The sequence below is a fragment of the Hyphomonas adhaerens MHS-3 genome (genome assembly GCF_000685235.1).
GTDB classification, from domain to species: Bacteria; Pseudomonadota; Alphaproteobacteria; order Caulobacterales; family Hyphomonadaceae; genus Hyphomonas; species Hyphomonas adhaerens.
In genome coordinates, this window is record NZ_ARYH01000003.1 from 38958 (window position 1) to 56280 (window position 17323).

Genomic DNA, 17323 nt, shown 5'->3' on the forward strand with positions numbered 1-17323 from the left:
CTGTAGATTAGCACAAGAAACAGGAACTCCCATGGCCGACCCTGAAAACACGATCCTCCTCGAAACCTCCAAAGGCAGCGTCACGATTGAGCTGCGCCCGGACCTGGCCCCCGGCCATGTCGAGCGGATCAAGGAACTTGCCCGCGAGGGATTCTATGACGGCATCGTCTTCCACCGCGTGATTCCGGGCTTCATGGCCCAGGTCGGCTGTCCGAAGGGCACCGGCACCGGCGGCTCCGACAAGCCGGACCTGAAAGCCGAGTTCAACCAGGAACCGCACGTGCGCGGCACCTGCTCCATGGCGCGCACCCAGGCGCCCCACTCGGCCAACAGCCAGTTCTTCATCTGCTTTGACGACGCCGCCTTCCTGAACGGGCAATACACCGTCTGGGGCAAGGTTACCGAAGGCATGGACGTGGTCGACGAGCTGGCCAAGGGCGAGCCGCCGCGCAATCCGGACAAGATCGTCTCGATGCGCGTCGCCGCAGACGCCTGATCAGGGCAAACCGGAAGAAACCGCATGGCCGGTAAGGAAAAGACACGGAAGACACCGCGCGCCGGCCTGAACGGTTCGGTGGTGTTCGGCAGCCGCATCGCGCGGCTGATTTTCGCGTCCAATCTTGCCGGCCTTGCGATCCTCATCGTCGGGGCGATGTTCCTGAACGAGATGCGCGCCGGGTTCGTCGTCTCGAAAAAACAGGACCTTGTCGCCCAGGCGCAGATCTTCACCAGCCTGCTGGGCGATGATGCCACGACGCCCCAGCCGGCGCTCGACATTGACGCCGCCCGGCAGACCATCGTCCGCCTCAACCTACCTGAACGGGTGCGCGCGCGCATCTACCTGCCCGACGGCGAAATGGTGGGCGACAGTTTTTACCTGTCCGAACGAGTGGACATCGACGCCCTGCCGCCGCTGCGAGAGCCCGGCCGTGTGGCCCGCTGGGGCCGGAACCTGTCGGAATGGGCCGCCCATGTGTTCGGCCCGATCATGCCGCGGCGGTCTTCCGATGCCGTACGCACACAAACCTTCGAAGAAGAGTTCGATACAGCCGTCGAGGGCGGCGAAGCGGCCAGCCAGCGCTTCAACGACCGCGGCCAGCGCATCATTTCCGTTTCCATGCCCATCCAGCGCGTCTCCGCCGTTGTCGGCGTGCTGACGCTGGAATCGAGCGACATTGACGAGATCATCCGCGCCGAGCGGGCCGCGCTGCTCCCCTTTATCGGCGTCGCGGTGCTGGTGGCGTTCATCACGTCGGTCCTGCTGACGCTGGGCATCGCGCGGCCGCTGCGCCGCCTGGCGGTGGCCGCAGACCGTATCCGCGCAGGCGCCTCGGAACGGATCAACGTGCCCGCGCTCTCCTCCCGCAAGGATGAGATAGGCGACCTGGCCACCTCCATGCAGGGCATGACCGAGGCACTGATCGAACGCATCCAGGCCAATGAGCAATTTGCCGCCGATGTGGCGCACGAGCTGAAAAACCCGCTGACCTCTATCCGCTCCGCCATCGAGACGCTGGAGAGCGTGAAGGAAAACCCGGAGCTGACGGGGAAGCTGCGCGGTGTCATCGCGCAGGACGTGAAGCGCCTCGACCGCCTGATTACCGACATCTCCAACGCCTCCCGTCTCGAAGCGGAAATGACCCGGGTGCCGAACGAGCAGATCGACATTGCCCGCTTCGTGCGTGATGTGGTCAGCACGTATGACTCGCTGGCCATCGATGAGGGGGCGGTGACCGTCTCCTTCCACGACGCCACGATGGGCGGGCGCCTGCTGGTGCAGGGCCGTGAAGGGCCGCTCGGCCAGGTGATCCGGAACCTGATTGACAATGCCCGATCCTTCTCCCCGCCGGGCGCGGTGGTGGAAGTGACGTTGGACCAGACCAATGATGGCCCGCAGACCATCGCCCGCATCAAGGTGGAAGACTCCGGCCCCGGCGTCCCGCCCGACAAGCTGGAAACCATCTTCAGCCGTTTCTATACGGACCGCCCAAAAGGCACCGCCTTCGGCAACAATTCCGGCCTCGGCCTCTCAATCGTGAAGCAGATCATCGCCACCCATCGCGGCAAGGTCTGGGCCGAAAACCGAGACGGCGGCGGGGCACGGTTCTGCGTCGACCTGCCCGCGATCTGAGGCAATAAAAAAGCCCCCGCAAATGCAGGGGCTTTTCTTTATCCGCTCAGAGCCGCGTCAGCCTTTATTCTGGCGGTTCTCGATCAGGTCGTCGACGACTTCCGGTTCGGCCAGGGTGGATGTGTCACCGAGGTTCGCGAATTCGTTCTCGGCAATCTTGCGCAGGATGCGGCGCATGATCTTGCCGGAGCGTGTCTTCGGCAGGCCCGGCGAGAACTGGATCAGGTCGGGTGACGCGATCGGGCCGATCTCGGCACGGACGTGCTGGACGAGGTTCTTGCGCAACGCCTCATCGGGCTCCACACCCTGCACCAGCGTGACATAGGCATAGATGCCCTGCCCCTTGATGTCGTGCGGATAGCCGACCACGGCGGCCTCTGCCACGGCGTCATGGCTGACCAGCGCGCTTTCCACTTCTGCCGTGCCCATGCGGTGGCCGGACACGTTGATCACATCGTCCACGCGGCCGGTGATCCAGTAGAAGCCATCCTCGTCGCGGCGGCAGCCATCCCCGGTAAAATAATTGCCCGGATAGGCCGTGAAGTAGGTGTCGACGAAGCGCTGGTGGTCGCCATAGACGGTGCGCATCTGGCCGGGCCAGCTGTCAGTGATGAGGAGGTTGCCCTCCGTCGCACCCGGCAATTCCGTGCCGTCGGCATCCACCAGAACCGGCTTGATGCCGAAGAATGGGTGACTGGCCGCGCCGGGCTTCAGGTCCGTCGTGCCGGGTAGCGGCACCATCATGGTCGCGCCAGTCTCGGTCTGCCACCAGGTGTCCACGATCGGGCAACGCGCATCGCCCACAACATGGAAATACCATTCCCAAGCTTCCGGATTGATCGGCTCGCCCACCGTGCCGAGCAGGCGGATGGATTTCCGCGAAGTCGCGTTCACGGGATCTTCGCCTTCTCGCATCAGCGAGCGGATCGCGGTCGGTGCGGTGTAGAAGATGCTCACGCCATGCTTGTCGCATTCCTGCCAGAAGCGGCTGGCGTCCGGATAGGTCGGGATGCCCTCGAACATCACGGTCGTGGTGCCGTTCGCCAAAGGTCCGTACACGATATAGGAGTGTCCGGTGACCCAGCCGACATCCGCCGAACACCAGTAAACATCGTCTTCCTTCAGGTCGAACACGTATTCATGCGTCATCGAGGCCCACACGAGGTAACCGCCCGTCGTGTGCATCACGCCTTTCGGCTTGCCGGTGGAGCCCGACGTATAAAGGATGAACAGCGGGTCTTCGGCATTCATCGGTTCCGGCGGGCAGTCGGAAGAGACATCCTCGGCCGCCTCGTGCAGCCAGTGGTCCCGGCCTTCAACCATGTTGATGTCGGCGCCGGTGCGCTTGACCACCAGCATCGTTTTCAGCGTGCCGTTGGAGAGGTCAGCTGCCTTGTCTGCGTTCACCTTGAGCGGCACCTTGCGGCCGCCGCGTACGCCTTCATCCGCGGTGATCAGGACGCCGGAATCGCAGTCCGTGATCCGGCCGGCCAGCGCCTCCGGGCTGAAGCCGCCAAACACGACAGAGTGTACGGCCCCGATACGGGCACAGGCCAGCATGGCGTAGGCCGCTTCCAGGATCATCGGCATGTAGATGGTGACGCGATCCCCTTTCTTGACACCAAGCTTCTTCAGGACGTTGGCAAAGCGGCAGACGGCGGCGTGCAGCTCCTTGTAGCTGACCTTGTGGCACTCGTCCGGATCATCACCGATCCAGATAAAGGCCGTCTTGTCGCCGCGCGTGGCGAGGTGGCGGTCGATGCAGTTGGCGGTGACGTTCAGCTCGCCATCGGCATACCAGCGGATGTGCAGGTCACCGGTCTCCCAGGAGACATCCTTCACCGTGGTGTAGGGCTTGATCCAGTCGAGCCGCTTGCCTTGCTCTCCCCAGAACGCCTCCGGATCCGCGATCGAGGCCTCATACATTTCCTTGTACTTTTCCGGCGACAGGTTGGCCTTCGCCGCGAATTCCTCCGGAACGGGGTAGATTTTTGGCTGATCGCTCATTGTCGTTTCCTCGTAGGGCATGAAATTTCGTCCTGTCGTTCAGAATGCATATTTGGTGGAGAAGGTGAAGCGGCTGATCGCCCCATCTGCCCCCGATTCCACTTCACGAATGCCGTGAAGCAGCTCCACGCCGACCGTCACTTTCGGGGCGACATCCCACAAAATGGCGCCATAAGCGGACTGGACAGACCTGGTCGTGGTATTCGCCGGTAGGTAGTCAGGATTATCCACGAACAGGCCGGAATAGCCGACATTGAACCGCGCCGTTTCGCCGAACGGATGGCGCCAGGCGACCAGGCCGCCATAGCTGGGGATCGCTTCCAGTTTGCCGTTCGGATCAAGCGCGGTGGAGCGGCTGGCGGCCAGACCGACATAACGCCCGATCCCTTCGCCGCCGACGAGATTGAAGCGGATGTCATCCTTCGCGCCCGCTTTGACGCGGCCTGACACGCTGACGCCGTAGCCGAAGGTTTCATCCTCCGATACGCCGAAATCCGCACGCAGCTGCCGGGCGATACCAGCCACGGAGACATTGCCGTAGTCGCCGCTGAAATTGTACCGCGCCACGACGTCCGGAAGCAGGTTCTCATCCCGCGACCCGGCGTTCAGCGTGGTCGTGTTCGGGTTCTCCAGGGCGAACATCCAATTGCCCGTCGTATACCGGATCTGAGGCTGGCGAATGAACACCATGCCGTCCGACAGGATCAGGAAGCTCGCACTTTCCGGAATGGCGGATGTGTTCTGAAAGGTCGACCATTCCTGGCCTGCCAGCCAGTTGCCATACTTCACGAACGCCCGGCGCAGGCGGGGCGAGTAGGAGTTCGAGACCAGTTCATTGCCCTGGCCCGAACCGAGGAAATCCAGCTCGATATAGCCCTCCACCGTGTCCTCTCCCGCAGGCTTGGACGCAGAGAAGAAGAAGCGGGAAGATTCGGCGGTGAAGTCCGTGAAATCGGCGCCCTCCCCGCCAACCGGCGTGGCCCCCGGAATGTAGAAGTCCCGCGCAATGGAGCCCGACGCGATGCTGCCATCGCTAAGGGAGGTCGCGTGCACGTCGAGGTCAACGATCCCGCCGAATCTCAAAGTGGTGTCGCCGACAAGGAAACCGTCCGTCTTCGGTGCAGTTGCGGCGGGGGCCGCCTCTGCTGCCGTTGTCTCGATCCGGACGATGTCGGCATCTGTTTCCGTCTTTTCGGCGGCAAGCTCGGCCTTCAGGTCGGCGACCATGGCCTCCAGCGCCGCGATGCGCTCTTCGACCGATTGCTCCGCATTTGCCGCCAGCGCCATGACTGCGGCAGACGCCGACAGCAATAAACCTCTAATTGTCCTTGGCATCAGTTTCCTCCCGTGCCTTATTATTTGCAGGGAGTATCCTTCCGGCGCGGAAACCTCGCTATTGGCCATTGGTGCTACGACAAAAGTCTAATGACGCTCGACATCCCTTTCCGCCGGGGTATGGTTCTCCCAACAAGTCGCAGACCGTGGATCGAGAAGTTCGCGGCGCCGGGGAGGCAAACAGTATGGGACTGGTTCCGACCGTCCTGATTGTGGACGATCATCCGTTATTCCGTGACGCGCTCGATGCGGCGCTGGGCACGGCGTTTCCGGATGGCGCGACCGCGCATCACGCCAGCAGCCTGGCGGAGGCGCTTTCCAAGGTGAAAGAACAATCCTTCGATCTGATCCTGCTGGACCTGACACTCGGCGATACACAGGAATTCGATGGGCTCACCCGGTTGCAGGCCGCCCGGCCGGGTTGTCCGGTCGTGGTCGTCTCGGCGACGGATTCCCAGCAGGCGTTCAGCACCGCCAAGGCGCTCGGCGCCGCCGGTTACCTGCCCAAGAGCATGTCGATGGACGACCTCTCCGCAGCACTCGCCACCGCGCTGGACGGCGGCCAGTGGTTCCCGCCAAGCGATACCGCCGCGGATGCGGGACGGGAGGCCCTGCTCGCCCGTGTGGCGGATCTGACACCCGCCCAGCGCAAGGTGCTGTCCGGCCTCAATGACGGCCTGCTGAACAAGCAGATCGCGTATGAGATGGATATTTCCGTCGCCACGGTGAAGGCGCACATGACGGCGATCTTCCGCAAGCTGGGTGCCAACAACCGCACCCAGGCACTGCTCATCTACAAGGAAGCGATTTCCCTCTGAGGCTCGCTGTCAGGCCGAGACGCCTTGCGGCAGATCTTCGAGAAAGCGGCGGATATCGTCCGGTGCGGCGGGTTTGCGCAGCATGGCGATGCCGTCGATTTCAGCCTGTGTGCGCACCGCGTCATTGGCCGCTGCCGTCAGCAACAGGACATTGCCCGGCGACGGCAATTTCGGCCGGCTCATCGCGATCAGGTCAAACCCGTCGACGGCATCCTGCAGGTTGAGGTCGGCAATCATCGCATCGAAATGCTCTGCTTCCAGCCAGGCCTGTGCCCCGGCGACGGTGCGGGCGCCGCGGACCTCGCAGCCCCAGCCGCTGAGCAGCGCCGTCATGCCGTCGACAATGGCCGCTTCGTCATCAACCACCAGCACCCGCAGCCCTTCAAGGCTGACAGTGCGGCGCGGCGCACTTCTGGCGACCGCGCGCTTGCGTTTGCCGGAAGACGCCGCCAGCGGCACCGATACGGAAAACACGCTGCCCTTTCCGGGTACGGACCGGATCCGGATCGGGGCGTCCATCAGGTCGGCAAGGCGTTTGGACACCGGCAGACCGAGCCCCGCGCCGCGAATGCCCGTATTGTCGGTATCCTCAAAGCGCCGGAATTCTTCAAAGACCAGCGGCAGGGCGTCTGCCGCAATGCCGGGGCCGGTATCCCACACTTCGATCTGCGCCATATTCCCCCGCCGCCGCGCACCGACCAGCACAGCCCCCTCGCGCGTGTAGCGCCGGGCATTGGAGATGAAATTGCGCAGGATGCTTTTCAGGAAGTCCGGGTCCGCCTCCACCATCAGGCTGGAGGGCGCGATGCGCATGCCGATCCCGGCCTGTTCGGCCATCGGCATTGCCTCCTCGACCAAGTCTTCCAGCAAGGGCCCGACCGGCAACTGCACCGGTTTCGGCGCGATGCTGCCATGGTCAAGTCGGGAAATGTCCAGCAGGCCGCGGATCAGTTCATCCGCTGACTGAATGGCCTTGTCGGCGCGCAAGACCAGCCCCTGCCCCTGTTCGTCCGCCCGGATCGATCCGAGAAACAGGCGCGCCGCATTCAGCGGCTGCAGCAGGTCATGGCTGGCCGCCGCCAGGAAACGCGTCTTGGAGGCGTTGGCCCCTTCGGCGTCGCGGCGGGCAAGGTCCAGATCCTGCGCCATTTCCTCAAGGTCGTGCGTGCGTTCGCGGACCCGCGTTTCCAGCGTCTCGTTCGCCTCAATCAGGGCACGCTCCCGCAGCTTGTCCTCGGTTATGTCGGTGAACGTCGTCACATAGCCACCGCCCGGCGTCGGGTTGCCGACAATGCGCAGGTAGCGTCCGTCCGGATTGCGCCGTTCATAAGTGTGCTGGTGCCCGGCCCGCATGTGCGCGACCCGGCGTTGGGCCTCCTCGGCCGGGTCACCGTCGATCCAGCCAGATTTAAAATTGTATTCGATCAGCTTCGCCACCGGCGTGCCGACCGTGACCAGTTCATTGGGATAATGGAACAGGTCCAGATAGGCGGTGTTCCAGGCGACAAGGCGCTGGTCGGCGTCCACCACGGAGATGCCCTGCGAGATATTCTCCAGCATGGACTGCAGCATGTGCCGGTCGAACCGTTCGGCCTGCGTCTTGTGGTCCAGCATGGACAGGACGTCCCGCAGCGCCACCTGGTTGCCGCCGATGGCAGACGCCAGCACCACCCGCGCCGACGATGCCCCGAGGGCGGAGGCCAGCAAGCGCTCCGTTCGCTGGACAAGCTGCCAGTCTGCTGCGCCGTCACCCGACGCGGGAACGCCCGAGACGCGCTCGAAATCGGCAAAGGCGTGTTCAACCGCTTCGGGGTTCAGGAAGCGGGACGCCAGTGTTTTCAGCCCGTTCGGCGTCACCGATGCCACCGGGTCCGACGTGCCCGTCTCCGTGTGGCCGAGGGGTTCCGGATCGCCGACGAAGACCGATGACTGAACCTTGTCGCGCAGACGCTCCCGCGACCGGAGCGACAGGGTCACATAGGCCGCAATATTGGCGCCGAGACTCCACACGACGCCATGGATCAGGCTGTCGTCGAATGGCGCGCCGAACAGGGCGTAGGGGTCCAGCCAGCCTGGCACAGCCGCCGCCATCCGATCATGCTGCAGGATGGCGGGCAGGAACAGGGTGTAGGCCCACAGGCCCATGCCGAGGGCCAGCCCCCACATGACCCCCGCGCGCCGCCCACTGCGCCAGTAGACCGCGCCGATCAGGGCGGGCGCGAACTGGGCCGCCGCAGCAAAGGACAACAGGCCGATTTGCGCCAGCGCCTCGCCCGTCCCGGCCAACCGGTAATAGCCATAGGCCCCCAGGACGATGACGATGATCACGGCCCGGCGGATCATGGTGAGACGCGCACCGGAATTGCCGCTGAGACTGGAGAACCGCCCGGTCTGCATCACGGCCGGTACGATCAGGTCGTTGGTCACCATGGTGGACAAGGCGACGCTGGACACGATTACCATGCCGGTCGCTGCCGAGAACCCGCCAAGGAAAACGAACAAGGCCAGCAGCCCGTCACCGCGCGCCAGCGGCAGGTCCAGCACGAACAGGTCGGGCGACACGCCTGCCTCAAGCGTCGACAGGCCCGCAATCGTGATCGGGATGACCACGGCGCTGGTCAGCACCAGGTAAGCGACGAACACAAGGCGCGCAGTCTGCACTTCGCGCCGGTCCCGCCGCTCGATCACGGCGACGTGGAACTGGCGCGGCAAGCAGATAATCGCGCACATGGACAGAATCGTCATGACAACCAGGCGCTGGGACACACCGCTATTGGCGAACGGCGCCGTCGCCTGGGCCGGAATGTCGATATCCGGCGCCGTGATCAGCGACAGGGAGAGCGCCGCGACGGCCACCAGGGCGACCAGCTTGATGATCGCCTCCAGCGCCAGAACCTGCATCAGGCCGGCATTGCGGCGCGTGGCATCCGACTGGCGGGCGCCGAAAAGGATGGCGAACACCCCCATGGCAAGTGCCGTGAAGAGGACCGTCTGGCTGGCGGGCCGGGTGCCCGCATTCTCCGCCCCATAGGCCAGCGCCTGAAAACTCATGCCGACGGATTTCAGCTGCAGGGCGATGTAAGGCAGGCTGCCCGCCACCGCCGCCAGCGCGGCCAGCGCCCCGACCCCGCGGCTCTTGCCATACCGGGCCGACAGGAAGTCCGACAGCGAGGAGATACTCTCCCGCTGGGCGACATCGCCGATGCGACGGATCAGGTCCGGCAGGAACAGGAAGACCAGCGCCGGGCCGAGATAGATGGCGAGATAGTCCCACCCGCTGGTGGCGGACGTGCCGACCGCCCCGAAAAAGGTCCAGGAGGTACAATAGACCGCCAGCGCCAGGGCATAAGTGTAGGGGCTGCGTTTCGCTGACGGGTCCAGCGCGCGCCGGTCGCCCCGCCAGGCGATGGCGAACAGGCCGAACACATACAGCCCTGTTGCCCCAACGATCAGCCAGACTGGCATGGACGAAATCTCCTCAAGACCTGATCTTCACCCGCCGGGCGCCTGTCTGGCAAGTTCGCCCAAGGTCTGGGGCCGGAATGCCAAAATGGGCGGTCCGTGCTGCCGGACCGCCCAGGTTGGGAGAGGTGTGGATTGCCTCCGTCTATTCGGGCTGCATCTCCGCATCGGCGATACCGTGCGGTGTCCGGGTTCCCGGCACACGGATGTCTTCCACCAGATCCTGGATGTCCTGCGGCGGCGGGGCTGTGACGAGCGCCACGCCGACACCGACAGCCAGAGACAGGAACATGAAGACAAAGCCGATCCCCTCCGGTGAGACGCCCAGCCACCAGTGCGAGGGATCGGTATCCACGAACTTGAAATGGTAGATGTACCAGAAGGTGGTGATGAGACCGGTCAGCATCGAGGCAATCGCGCCTTCGCGGTTCATCCGTTTCCAGAAGATGCCGAGCACGATGACCGGGAACAGCGACGCTGCCGCGAGGCCAAAGGCGAAGGCAACCACCTGCGCCACAAAGCCGAGCGCGGACGTGTTCATCCCCATGATCCCGGCGAGGATCACCGCGCCTGCGGCAGCCCCCCGCGCGGTCAGCAGCTCCTGCTTGTCGGTCATGCCCTTGAAGAAGGTCCGCCGGCAAAGGTCGTGGCTGACAGCCGACGAGATCACCATCAGGAGGCCGGCCGCCGTCGACAGGGCCGCCGCAAGGCCGCCCGCGATGACAAGCCCGATCACCCAGGCCGGAAGGCCTGCAATGGACGGGTTGGCCGTCACGATGATGTCGCGGTCGAGCTTGGTGACTTCATTGTCGGCCCCTGCCCGGTATTGCACGACGCCGTCGCCATTCTTGTCGGTGACTTCCAGCAGGCCGATCTTTTCCCAGTCCTTGAACCATGCCGGGATCGGCTTGCCGCCATCGGCAATGATCGCGGCCGCTTCGGTGTCATAATCGGCATCGCTGGCGATATAGGTCGCCTCATTCACCGTATCGATGAAGTTGAGACGGGCGAGCGAGGCCACAGCCGGAGCGGTCGTGTAGAGCAGCGCGATGAACACCAGCGCCCAGCCGGCCGATACGCGGGCAGCGCCTGCGCTCGACACGGTGAAGAAGCGGATGATCACGTGCGGCAGACCCGCCGTGCCGAACATCAGCGCGCCGGTAATGGCGAATACGTCGAACATGGACTTGTCGGTCTGCGTGTACTCCATGAAGCCGAGGTCCGTCACGACGGTGTTCAGCTTCTCCAGCATGGAGATGTCTTCGCCCTTCACATTGGAGATGAAGCCCAGCTGCGGGATCGGATTGCCGGTGACGATCAGCGACATGAAGACCGCCGGCACCGTGTAGGCAAAGATCAGCACACAGTATTGTGCGACCTGGGTGTAGGTCACACCCTTCATGCCGCCGAGCACCGCATAGACGAACACGATCGCCATGCCCACCATGATGCCGGTGTTGAACTCGACGCCGAGGAAGCCCGAAAAGGCCACGCCCACGCCCTTCATCTGTCCGGCGATATAGGTGAACGACACGAACAGGGCACAGACGACCGCGATCAGGCGGGCGGTGGTCGAGTAATACCGGTCGCCGACAAAGTCCGGCACGGTAAACTTGCCGAACTCCCGCAGGAACGGTGCCAGCAACAGAGCCAGCAGAACATAGCCGCCCGTCCAGCCCATAAGGTAGACAGAGCCGCCATAGCCCAGGAAGGCAATGAGGCCCGCCATCGACAGGAACGAGGCCGCCGACATCCAGTCGGCCGCCGTGGCCATGCCGTTGACGGTGGGGTGCACGTCATGTCCGGCGACATAGAAGTCGTCGGTCGATCCGGCCCGCGCCCAGATGGCGATGCCGATATAGGTCCCGAAAGTCAGGATGACCCAGAAATAGGTCCAGAATTGCTCGCCCATCGTCTCAGGCCTCCACGCCGTATTTCTTCTCCAGGCGGTTCATCGCCCGGCAGTAGTAGAAGATCAGTCCGACGAAGACGTAGATGGATCCGTTCTGCGCGAACCAGAATCCAAGCGGCGCACCGCCGATCGAGACCTGGTCGAGCACGCTGCGGAACAGGATGCCTGCGCCGTACGAAACCACGAACCAGATGGCGAGAAGGCTGAGGGTCAGCCTGATGACGTCGCGCCAGTATCCCTTCGCATCAATCTCTTTGATGTTATGAGTCATTGTTTCCGTTTCCTCCCTTTGACCCTTACCGGGGCCCCTTGCCGGGGCTTGTTGGCCAATGCCGTATCCGGCTTCTGCGGCCGCTCTTTTCGTTTGGTGCGTCAGCCGCAGATTGCACGCTGACGTAAAAGGGCTGTCCCAGACAGCCCCACTTTGGTCTTAGCTTTCCTGTCGGATGCGCTTGGCGTAGCGGCGCGCTTTCCAGCCGCTCCACAAGAGCGCCCCGGCCAGGCCCAGCCCGCCGATCAGGTAAGCCTCGCCGAGGCCAAACCCGTCCGACAGGCTAAAGCCCGAAGCCAGACGCACCGCATAGATCGCGGCCATCAACAGGCCAAAGGCCATCATCACATGCGCTTTCAGCATCTTTTCCTCCCGTATTCTTTTCACCAGTTTACGCGATTTCGGCTGGCGGCCACCCCAGACCTTGGTCGGAGGGGAAAACCGGGCAGGATCAGGACCTGATTGGGAAATGCGCGACATGCCTCAAACCCTTGCCAATACAGGGCTTATGGGCTACCTGCGCGCCTTCAGAAACGACGGCGCGAGGCCGCACGTGTCAGCTTCTCACCTCACCGGAACGGCGGGGCGGAGTCGAGGGCGAAAGGAAAAACAATGTCAAAACAACAGATTACCTTCAATATCGAACTGCGTGAGCGCATCGGTTCCGGCGGCGCCCGTGCGGCCCGCAAGCAAGGCCTTGTGCCCGGCGTCCTCTATGGCGGCGGCCAGGACCCGGTCGCCATCAGCCTGAAGCGCAACGAAGTTCAGAAGGCCATCGACACCGGCCACTTCCTGTCTTCCACCGCAACACTGGTCCACAACGGCGACAAACAGCTGGTGATCCCGCAGGCAATCCAGCTGCACCCGGTCTCCGACCAGCCGATGCACGTGGACCTGTTCCGCGTCGACGCCAAGCAGCAGATCAAGGTCGAAGTGCAGGTTCACTTCGTCGGTGAAGAAGTCTCCCCGGGCCTCAAGAAGGGCGGTACGCTCAACGTGGTGCGCCACACGGTCGAACTGCTTGTCCCGGCCGGCCACATTCCGGAATCGCTCGAAGCCGACGTTTCCGAGCTGGAAATCGGCGACAATGTGAAGATCTCCAACATCAAGCTGCCAGCTGATGCGGAGCCGACCATCACCGACCGCGACTTCACCATCGCCACGATCGCTGGCCGCACGGCCAAGGTCGAAGAGGACACGGACGAAGAAGCAACGGAAGAAGCAGAAGCCGCTGCTGAAGAAGAAGGCGGCGAAGAGAAAGAAGACTAAGTCTCTTGCCTTCCATCCTTTAACGTGCGGCCCGCCTGTCCTATGTTGCCAGGCGGGCCGTTCACTTTCTACCCCAAGCTCCGGCAGGAGGCGCATTCCTCATGTTGATCCTTTCCGGACAGGGAAACCCCACAGACCGCTACGCAAAGAACCGGCACAATGCCGGCTTCATCGTGCTGGATGCCCTGCACGCGCGGCACAATTTCGGGCCCTGGCGCTCGAAGTTCGAGAGCCTGATCGCGGAAGGCACTGTCGGCGGCCAGAAAGTGCTGCTGGTGAAACCGCAGACCTATTACAATGAGACCGGCCGGGCCCTGTCGAAGGTGCTGCAGTTCTACAAGCGCCCGGCAGACGACGTGACCGTGTTCTATGACGAGATCGACCTGGCCCCGGGCCGGCTACGCGTCAAACGCGGCGGCGGGCATTCCGGCAATAATGGCGTGCGGTCGATGATGGCACATCTGGGGGAAAACTTCCGCCGCGTGCGCATCGGCATCGGCCATCCGGGCGACAAGGCCATGGTCATGCCGCACGTGCTGTCAGACTTCACCAAGGCGGACCTTCAATGGTTCGAGCCATTGGTCGACGCGATCGGCAGCGCCCTGCCCTTCCTGCTGGATGGAGATGACGAGCGTTTCCAGACCGAGGTGATGCGCCTCGCGCCTGCGCCGAAGCATGATCCGAAACAGGCTGCGCGGCGCGGCGACGCCTGATCAGGCGTCGATCTTTGCCAGAATGTCGGCTTCGGCGGCTTCCGCCATCGCCACCGCCCCGACCGTGCCGTGGGCCGGAACCGGACTACGCGCCAGGCCCAGGCAAGCGGCATAAAACCCTTCGTCCGCCGCGCCCAGCGGGTCCGGCAGTTCCGCAGCGATGTCGACCTTGATCTCGTAGGGGGTGGAGTTCTTCACCTTGCGGGTCAGGAAGTCGATCGAGATTTCACCCGACGGGTAGACCACGTGCATGGACCGCTGGCGTTCGGGCGCCGCGCGGCTTGCCGTCAACCGGGCGACCCCGCCGCTGGCATAGGAGAATTCCGCCGTGGCTTCGTCGATATGCTCGGAATGGACCCGGCGCCCGGTGGCACTCACGCCGGTGAACTCGTTGCCGAGCATCATGGCGGCGAGGTCCAGATCGTGGATCATCAGATCCCAGATGACCGATACATCGCCCGCACGATTGTCCGGCGCGGGCGGGCCGGCGCGGACGGATTCCAGAAGCAGCGGCGTTTCCTCGATCGCCAGCACGCCCATCGCCTTCGCAACGAAACGCTCCTGATGGCCAACCTGCAGGATGCGGCCATGCGCGGCGGCTTCGTCTGCCAGGAAACGCGCTGCCGCGCCGGTCAGGGCCAGCGGCTTCTCACACAACACATGCCGGTGCGCCTCAATTGCCTGGCGCGCCAGCGGCTCGTGCCAGGTGGCGGGTACGGCAATGACGACCGCATCGCAGGCTTCCAGGAAAGCCGTGTAGTCGTCGAAACCCTTTGCGCCGAACTTTTCGGCGATGCCCTTCGCGCGGGGCAGATCGATATCGTAGACACCGACCAGATCGGTCTTCACCGATGCGGCTGCTTTCTGCGCGTGGTAGTTTCCGAACACCCCGGCACCGGCAACGCCTACTTTGAGCTTTGTCATGTCCTGGCCCCTCTGTCCTGACCGGAATGGCACCCAACTGCCATGGTATCAAGGCCGTGGCACAGCCCTGCCGCAGCGGGTTTCTTCCCGGTCACCCCTTCACAGCGCTGGCATGCGCGCCCAACTAGGGCGCAAGACAAACACAAGAAACTAAGCAGGAGGAATCACGAATGGCTACACTTACATCAACCGAATGGGCCCTAGCCCAGCGCCCCGTCGGACTGCCGCAGCAGTCAGATTTCGAGAAGAAAACGGTCGAGATCGCCGATCCCGGCCCCGGCGAAATCCAGGTCCAGAACTCGTGGATGTCGGTCGATCCGTACATGCGCGGACGGATGTACGACCGTGAAAGCTATGTCCCGCCCTTCGGCATCGGCGAAACGATGACCGGCGGCGCCGTCGGCCGTGTCACCGCATCGAACAATCCTGACTTTCAGGTCGGCGATCTCGTCCAGTCGATGAATGGCTGGCGCACAGCCTGGGTCGGCGATCCGGCCACAGCCATGGCGGTAAAGCTGCCGGGCGACACCGGCCTGCCGGACAGCGCCTTTCTCGGCGTCGCGGGCATGCCGGGCCTGACGGCCTATGCAGGTATCCTGCGCGTGGCGGAACTGAAGGAAGGTGACACGGTTTTCGTCTCCGGTGCGGCGGGCGCCGTCGGATCGACTGTGGTCCAGATTGCCAAGATCAAGAACTGCACCGTGATCGGTTCAGCGGGCGGGCCCGACAAGTGCGCGTTCGTGAAGTCACTCGGCGCCGATCACGTGATCGACTACAAGGAAGCCAAGGGGTTCGACGGCCTCGTCGCGGCGCTTCGCGAAGCCGCCCCGAAAGGCATCGACGTCTATTTCGACAATGTCGGCGGGGATCACCTGACCGCTGCCATCGAAGTTGCCCGCCCGATGGCGCGCTTCGCCGAATGCGGGATGATCGCGCAATACAATGAGACCGGCACGCCGGTTGGCCCGCACAACATCATCCAGGTCGTCGGCAAACAGCTGAAGATTCAGGGGTTCATCGTCTCTACGCATGCCGATATGCAGCCAGCCTTCCTCGCGGATATGGCCAAATGGATTGCGGCAGGGCAAATGAAATTCCAGGAAACCGTGATGGAGGGAATCGACAAGGCACCAGACGCCTTTATCGGTCTCTTCAGCGGAGCCAATACCGGCAAGATGCTTGTTAAACTGGGATAGTCATGGCGGCCCTTTTCGACGCGTATATCATGGTGGACTGGAGCGCGGCGTCCAAGCCTGTGACCGGGCCCAATTCGATCTGGATTGGGATCCTGGCCAAGGACGCACGCCTGAAGCTGCAGTACCGTGCCGTGAATATCGAAACGCGCCTGAAAGCCCGCAGTTTCCTGGAGGACATGGTCGGTAAGCTGACAAAGCGTGGCGACCGTGTCCTTCTGGGATTTGACTTCTCGCTCGGCTATCCGGCCGGCACGGCGGAGGCCCTCGGCCTGAAGCTGGACGGCAAGGCACCGTGGCAGGCAATGCACGAGCATCTCGCCTCGAAGCTGAAGGACAAGCCCGACAATTCCAATGCACGTTACGCCATTGCCGCCGGCATGAACTATGCGATTTCGAAGGGGCCATTTCCCTTCTGGGGCGCGCCGGCGCGCGATGTCGTCTCGACGCTGGGCAGCACCAAGCCCGATTTTACCGACGCCGCCCTGCCGGAATACCGCATCGCGGAAACCTACCTTCGGAACCAGAAACTGGGTCAACCGAAGTCTGTCTGGCAGCTAGCCTATACCGGCAGCGTGGGCAGCCAGTCCCTGACCGGCATTCCGCATGTCCACGCCCTTCGTGAGGCATGGCCTGAGGCCCGGATATGGCCGTTTGAATTCGACCCGTCAGAACCACTGACTGAGGAAGCGCTCACTGACATAAAAGTCGTGATGACCGAGATTTACCCCTCATTGACCAAGGCAACCCCCGAATCCGGCGAAACGGTGGATGCGGCCCAGGTCCGGGGCATCGCCCATGATTTCGCGGCCCTCGACGGAAAAGGGGCACTTTCAGCTGCTTTTTCCACAGCCAATGGGCTCGATCCGGCCGAAAATACGAAAATTAAGGCCGAAGAGGGCTGGATTCCGGGCACATAGCCCGTGTTTATTGGGAATCCGGCGTGTTCAGGGTTTCCGAATCGTGGACTAGTCGAAACAACGGCGGGGCATCGCCGTTTAACTCAGAGGAGAACCCGTATGAACAAGGGTGAACTTACGAAGGCAGTGGCCGCTGCTTCCGGTCTGTCGCAAAGCGACGCCGGCAAGGCCGTTGATGCTGTATTCGACACGATCGCGGACGCGGTGAAATCGCGTAAGCAGGTCGCCATCGCAGGCTTCGGCACATTCGCGCCGAAAACCCGCAATGCCCGCACCGGCCGCAACCCGGCAACCGGTGAACCAATCAAGATCCCGGAGAAGACATCGGCTTCCTTCAAGCCAGCCTCCGCAATGAAGGATCTCTAGGA

At 63.2% G+C, this 17323-nt stretch carries 15 protein-coding genes; 8 read left to right on the forward strand and 7 right to left on the reverse strand.

Annotated features, from left to right (window positions below):
* Positions 1 to 31: 31 nt before the first annotated feature.
* Positions 32 to 496: a peptidylprolyl isomerase gene (locus HAD_RS14480; protein ID WP_035573024.1), complete on the forward strand. Its 465-nt coding sequence runs from the start codon at positions 32 to 34 to the stop codon at positions 494 to 496.
* 24 nt (positions 497 to 520) lie between these two features.
* Positions 521 to 2131: a stimulus-sensing domain-containing protein gene (locus tag HAD_RS14485; protein WP_051596342.1), complete on the forward strand. Its 1611-nt coding sequence runs from the start codon at positions 521 to 523 to the stop codon at positions 2129 to 2131.
* A 57-nt stretch (positions 2132 to 2188) separates the two neighbouring features.
* On the opposite strand, the gene acs is transcribed toward HAD_RS14485, so the two are convergent.
* Both acs and HAD_RS14495 read right to left on the reverse strand, forming a co-directional pair.
* A complete protein-coding gene (acs, locus tag HAD_RS14490) occupies positions 2189 to 4138 on the reverse strand; it encodes an acetate--CoA ligase (RefSeq protein ID WP_035573627.1) in 1950 nt (649 codons plus the stop codon).
* Between the two features lie 39 nt (positions 4139 to 4177).
* Complete coding sequence (locus tag HAD_RS14495) at positions 4178 to 5473, reverse strand: DcaP family trimeric outer membrane transporter (RefSeq protein WP_035573025.1); 1296 nt, start codon at positions 5471 to 5473, stop codon at positions 4178 to 4180.
* 185 nt (positions 5474 to 5658) lie between these two features.
* Between HAD_RS14495 and HAD_RS14500 the strand changes: the two genes are divergently transcribed.
* On the forward strand, positions 5659 to 6291 hold the full coding sequence (locus HAD_RS14500; protein WP_035573026.1) for a response regulator: 633 nt from the start codon (positions 5659 to 5661) through the stop codon (positions 6289 to 6291).
* 9 nt (positions 6292 to 6300) lie between these two features.
* Here the strand turns inward: HAD_RS14500 and HAD_RS14505 are convergent, their stop codons facing one another.
* The 4 genes from HAD_RS14505 to HAD_RS14520 form a co-directional block, all read right to left on the reverse strand.
* On the reverse strand, positions 6301 to 9756 hold the full coding sequence (locus HAD_RS14505; protein ID WP_035573027.1) for a hybrid sensor histidine kinase/response regulator: 3456 nt from the start codon (positions 9754 to 9756) through the stop codon (positions 6301 to 6303).
* 142 nt (positions 9757 to 9898) lie between these two features.
* Positions 9899 to 11665: a sodium:solute symporter family protein gene (locus tag HAD_RS14510; protein ID WP_035573029.1), complete on the reverse strand. Its 1767-nt coding sequence runs from the start codon at positions 11663 to 11665 to the stop codon at positions 9899 to 9901.
* A gap of 4 nt (positions 11666 to 11669) precedes the next feature.
* Positions 11670 to 11936: a DUF4212 domain-containing protein gene (locus HAD_RS14515; protein WP_035573031.1), complete on the reverse strand. Its 267-nt coding sequence runs from the start codon at positions 11934 to 11936 to the stop codon at positions 11670 to 11672.
* 159 nt (positions 11937 to 12095) lie between these two features.
* Positions 12096 to 12416, reverse strand: a complete 321-nt coding sequence (locus HAD_RS14520; RefSeq protein ID WP_035573033.1) for a hypothetical protein — start codon at positions 12414 to 12416, stop codon at positions 12096 to 12098.
* A 132-nt stretch (positions 12417 to 12548) separates the two neighbouring features.
* Between HAD_RS14520 and HAD_RS14525 the strand changes: the two genes are divergently transcribed.
* A complete protein-coding gene (locus HAD_RS14525) occupies positions 12549 to 13205 on the forward strand; it encodes a 50S ribosomal protein L25/general stress protein Ctc (RefSeq protein ID WP_035573035.1) in 657 nt (218 codons plus the stop codon).
* Positions 13206 to 13306: 101 nt separating this feature from the next.
* Entirely contained in the window at positions 13307 to 13918 is a 612-nt protein-coding gene (gene pth / locus HAD_RS14530; RefSeq protein WP_035573037.1) for an aminoacyl-tRNA hydrolase, read from the forward strand.
* Here the strand turns inward: pth and HAD_RS14535 are convergent, their stop codons facing one another.
* Entirely contained in the window at positions 13919 to 14842 is a 924-nt protein-coding gene (locus tag HAD_RS14535; RefSeq protein WP_035573038.1) for a Gfo/Idh/MocA family protein, read from the reverse strand. It abuts the gene before it with no gap.
* Positions 14843 to 15012: 170 nt separating this feature from the next.
* Here HAD_RS14535 and HAD_RS14540 point away from each other — a divergent pair, with 170 nt between their 5' ends.
* The 3 genes from HAD_RS14540 to HAD_RS14550 all read left to right on the forward strand — a co-directional run bounded on the left by HAD_RS14540 (position 15013) and on the right by HAD_RS14550 (position 17321).
* Entirely contained in the window at positions 15013 to 16038 is a 1026-nt protein-coding gene (locus tag HAD_RS14540) for an NADP-dependent oxidoreductase (protein ID WP_035573039.1), read from the forward strand.
* 2 nt (positions 16039 to 16040) lie between these two features.
* A complete protein-coding gene (locus HAD_RS14545) occupies positions 16041 to 16955 on the forward strand; it encodes a hypothetical protein (protein WP_035573040.1) in 915 nt (304 codons plus the stop codon).
* Between the two features lie 99 nt (positions 16956 to 17054).
* Entirely contained in the window at positions 17055 to 17321 is a 267-nt protein-coding gene (locus tag HAD_RS14550; RefSeq protein WP_034768228.1) for an HU family DNA-binding protein, read from the forward strand.
* Positions 17322 to 17323: the final 2 nt, after the last annotated feature.

Coding starts and splice junctions, on each gene's coding strand:
- HAD_RS14480 (WP_035573024.1), top strand. CDS start 32: ATGGCCGACCCTGAAAACACGATCCTCCTCGAAACCTCCAAAGGCAGC.
- HAD_RS14485 (WP_051596342.1), top strand. CDS start 521: ATGGCCGGTAAGGAAAAGACACGGAAGACACCGCGCGCCGGCCTGAAC.
- acs (WP_035573627.1), bottom strand. CDS start 4,138: ATGAGCGATCAGCCAAAAATCTACCCCGTTCCGGAGGAATTCGCGGCG.
- HAD_RS14495 (WP_035573025.1), bottom strand. CDS start 5,473: ATGCCAAGGACAATTAGAGGTTTATTGCTGTCGGCGTCTGCCGCAGTC.
- HAD_RS14500 (WP_035573026.1), top strand. CDS start 5,659: ATGGGACTGGTTCCGACCGTCCTGATTGTGGACGATCATCCGTTATTC.
- HAD_RS14505 (WP_035573027.1), bottom strand. CDS start 9,756: ATGCCAGTCTGGCTGATCGTTGGGGCAACAGGGCTGTATGTGTTCGGC.
- HAD_RS14510 (WP_035573029.1), bottom strand. CDS start 11,665: ATGGGCGAGCAATTCTGGACCTATTTCTGGGTCATCCTGACTTTCGGG.
- HAD_RS14515 (WP_035573031.1), bottom strand. CDS start 11,936: ATGACTCATAACATCAAAGAGATTGATGCGAAGGGATACTGGCGCGAC.
- HAD_RS14520 (WP_035573033.1), bottom strand. CDS start 12,416: ATGTCGCGCATTTCCCAATCAGGTCCTGATCCTGCCCGGTTTTCCCCT.
- HAD_RS14525 (WP_035573035.1), top strand. CDS start 12,549: ATGTCAAAACAACAGATTACCTTCAATATCGAACTGCGTGAGCGCATC.
- pth (WP_035573037.1), top strand. CDS start 13,307: ATGTTGATCCTTTCCGGACAGGGAAACCCCACAGACCGCTACGCAAAG.
- HAD_RS14535 (WP_035573038.1), bottom strand. CDS start 14,842: ATGACAAAGCTCAAAGTAGGCGTTGCCGGTGCCGGGGTGTTCGGAAAC.
- HAD_RS14540 (WP_035573039.1), top strand. CDS start 15,013: ATGGCTACACTTACATCAACCGAATGGGCCCTAGCCCAGCGCCCCGTC.
- HAD_RS14545 (WP_035573040.1), top strand. CDS start 16,041: ATGGCGGCCCTTTTCGACGCGTATATCATGGTGGACTGGAGCGCGGCG.
- HAD_RS14550 (WP_034768228.1), top strand. CDS start 17,055: ATGAACAAGGGTGAACTTACGAAGGCAGTGGCCGCTGCTTCCGGTCTG.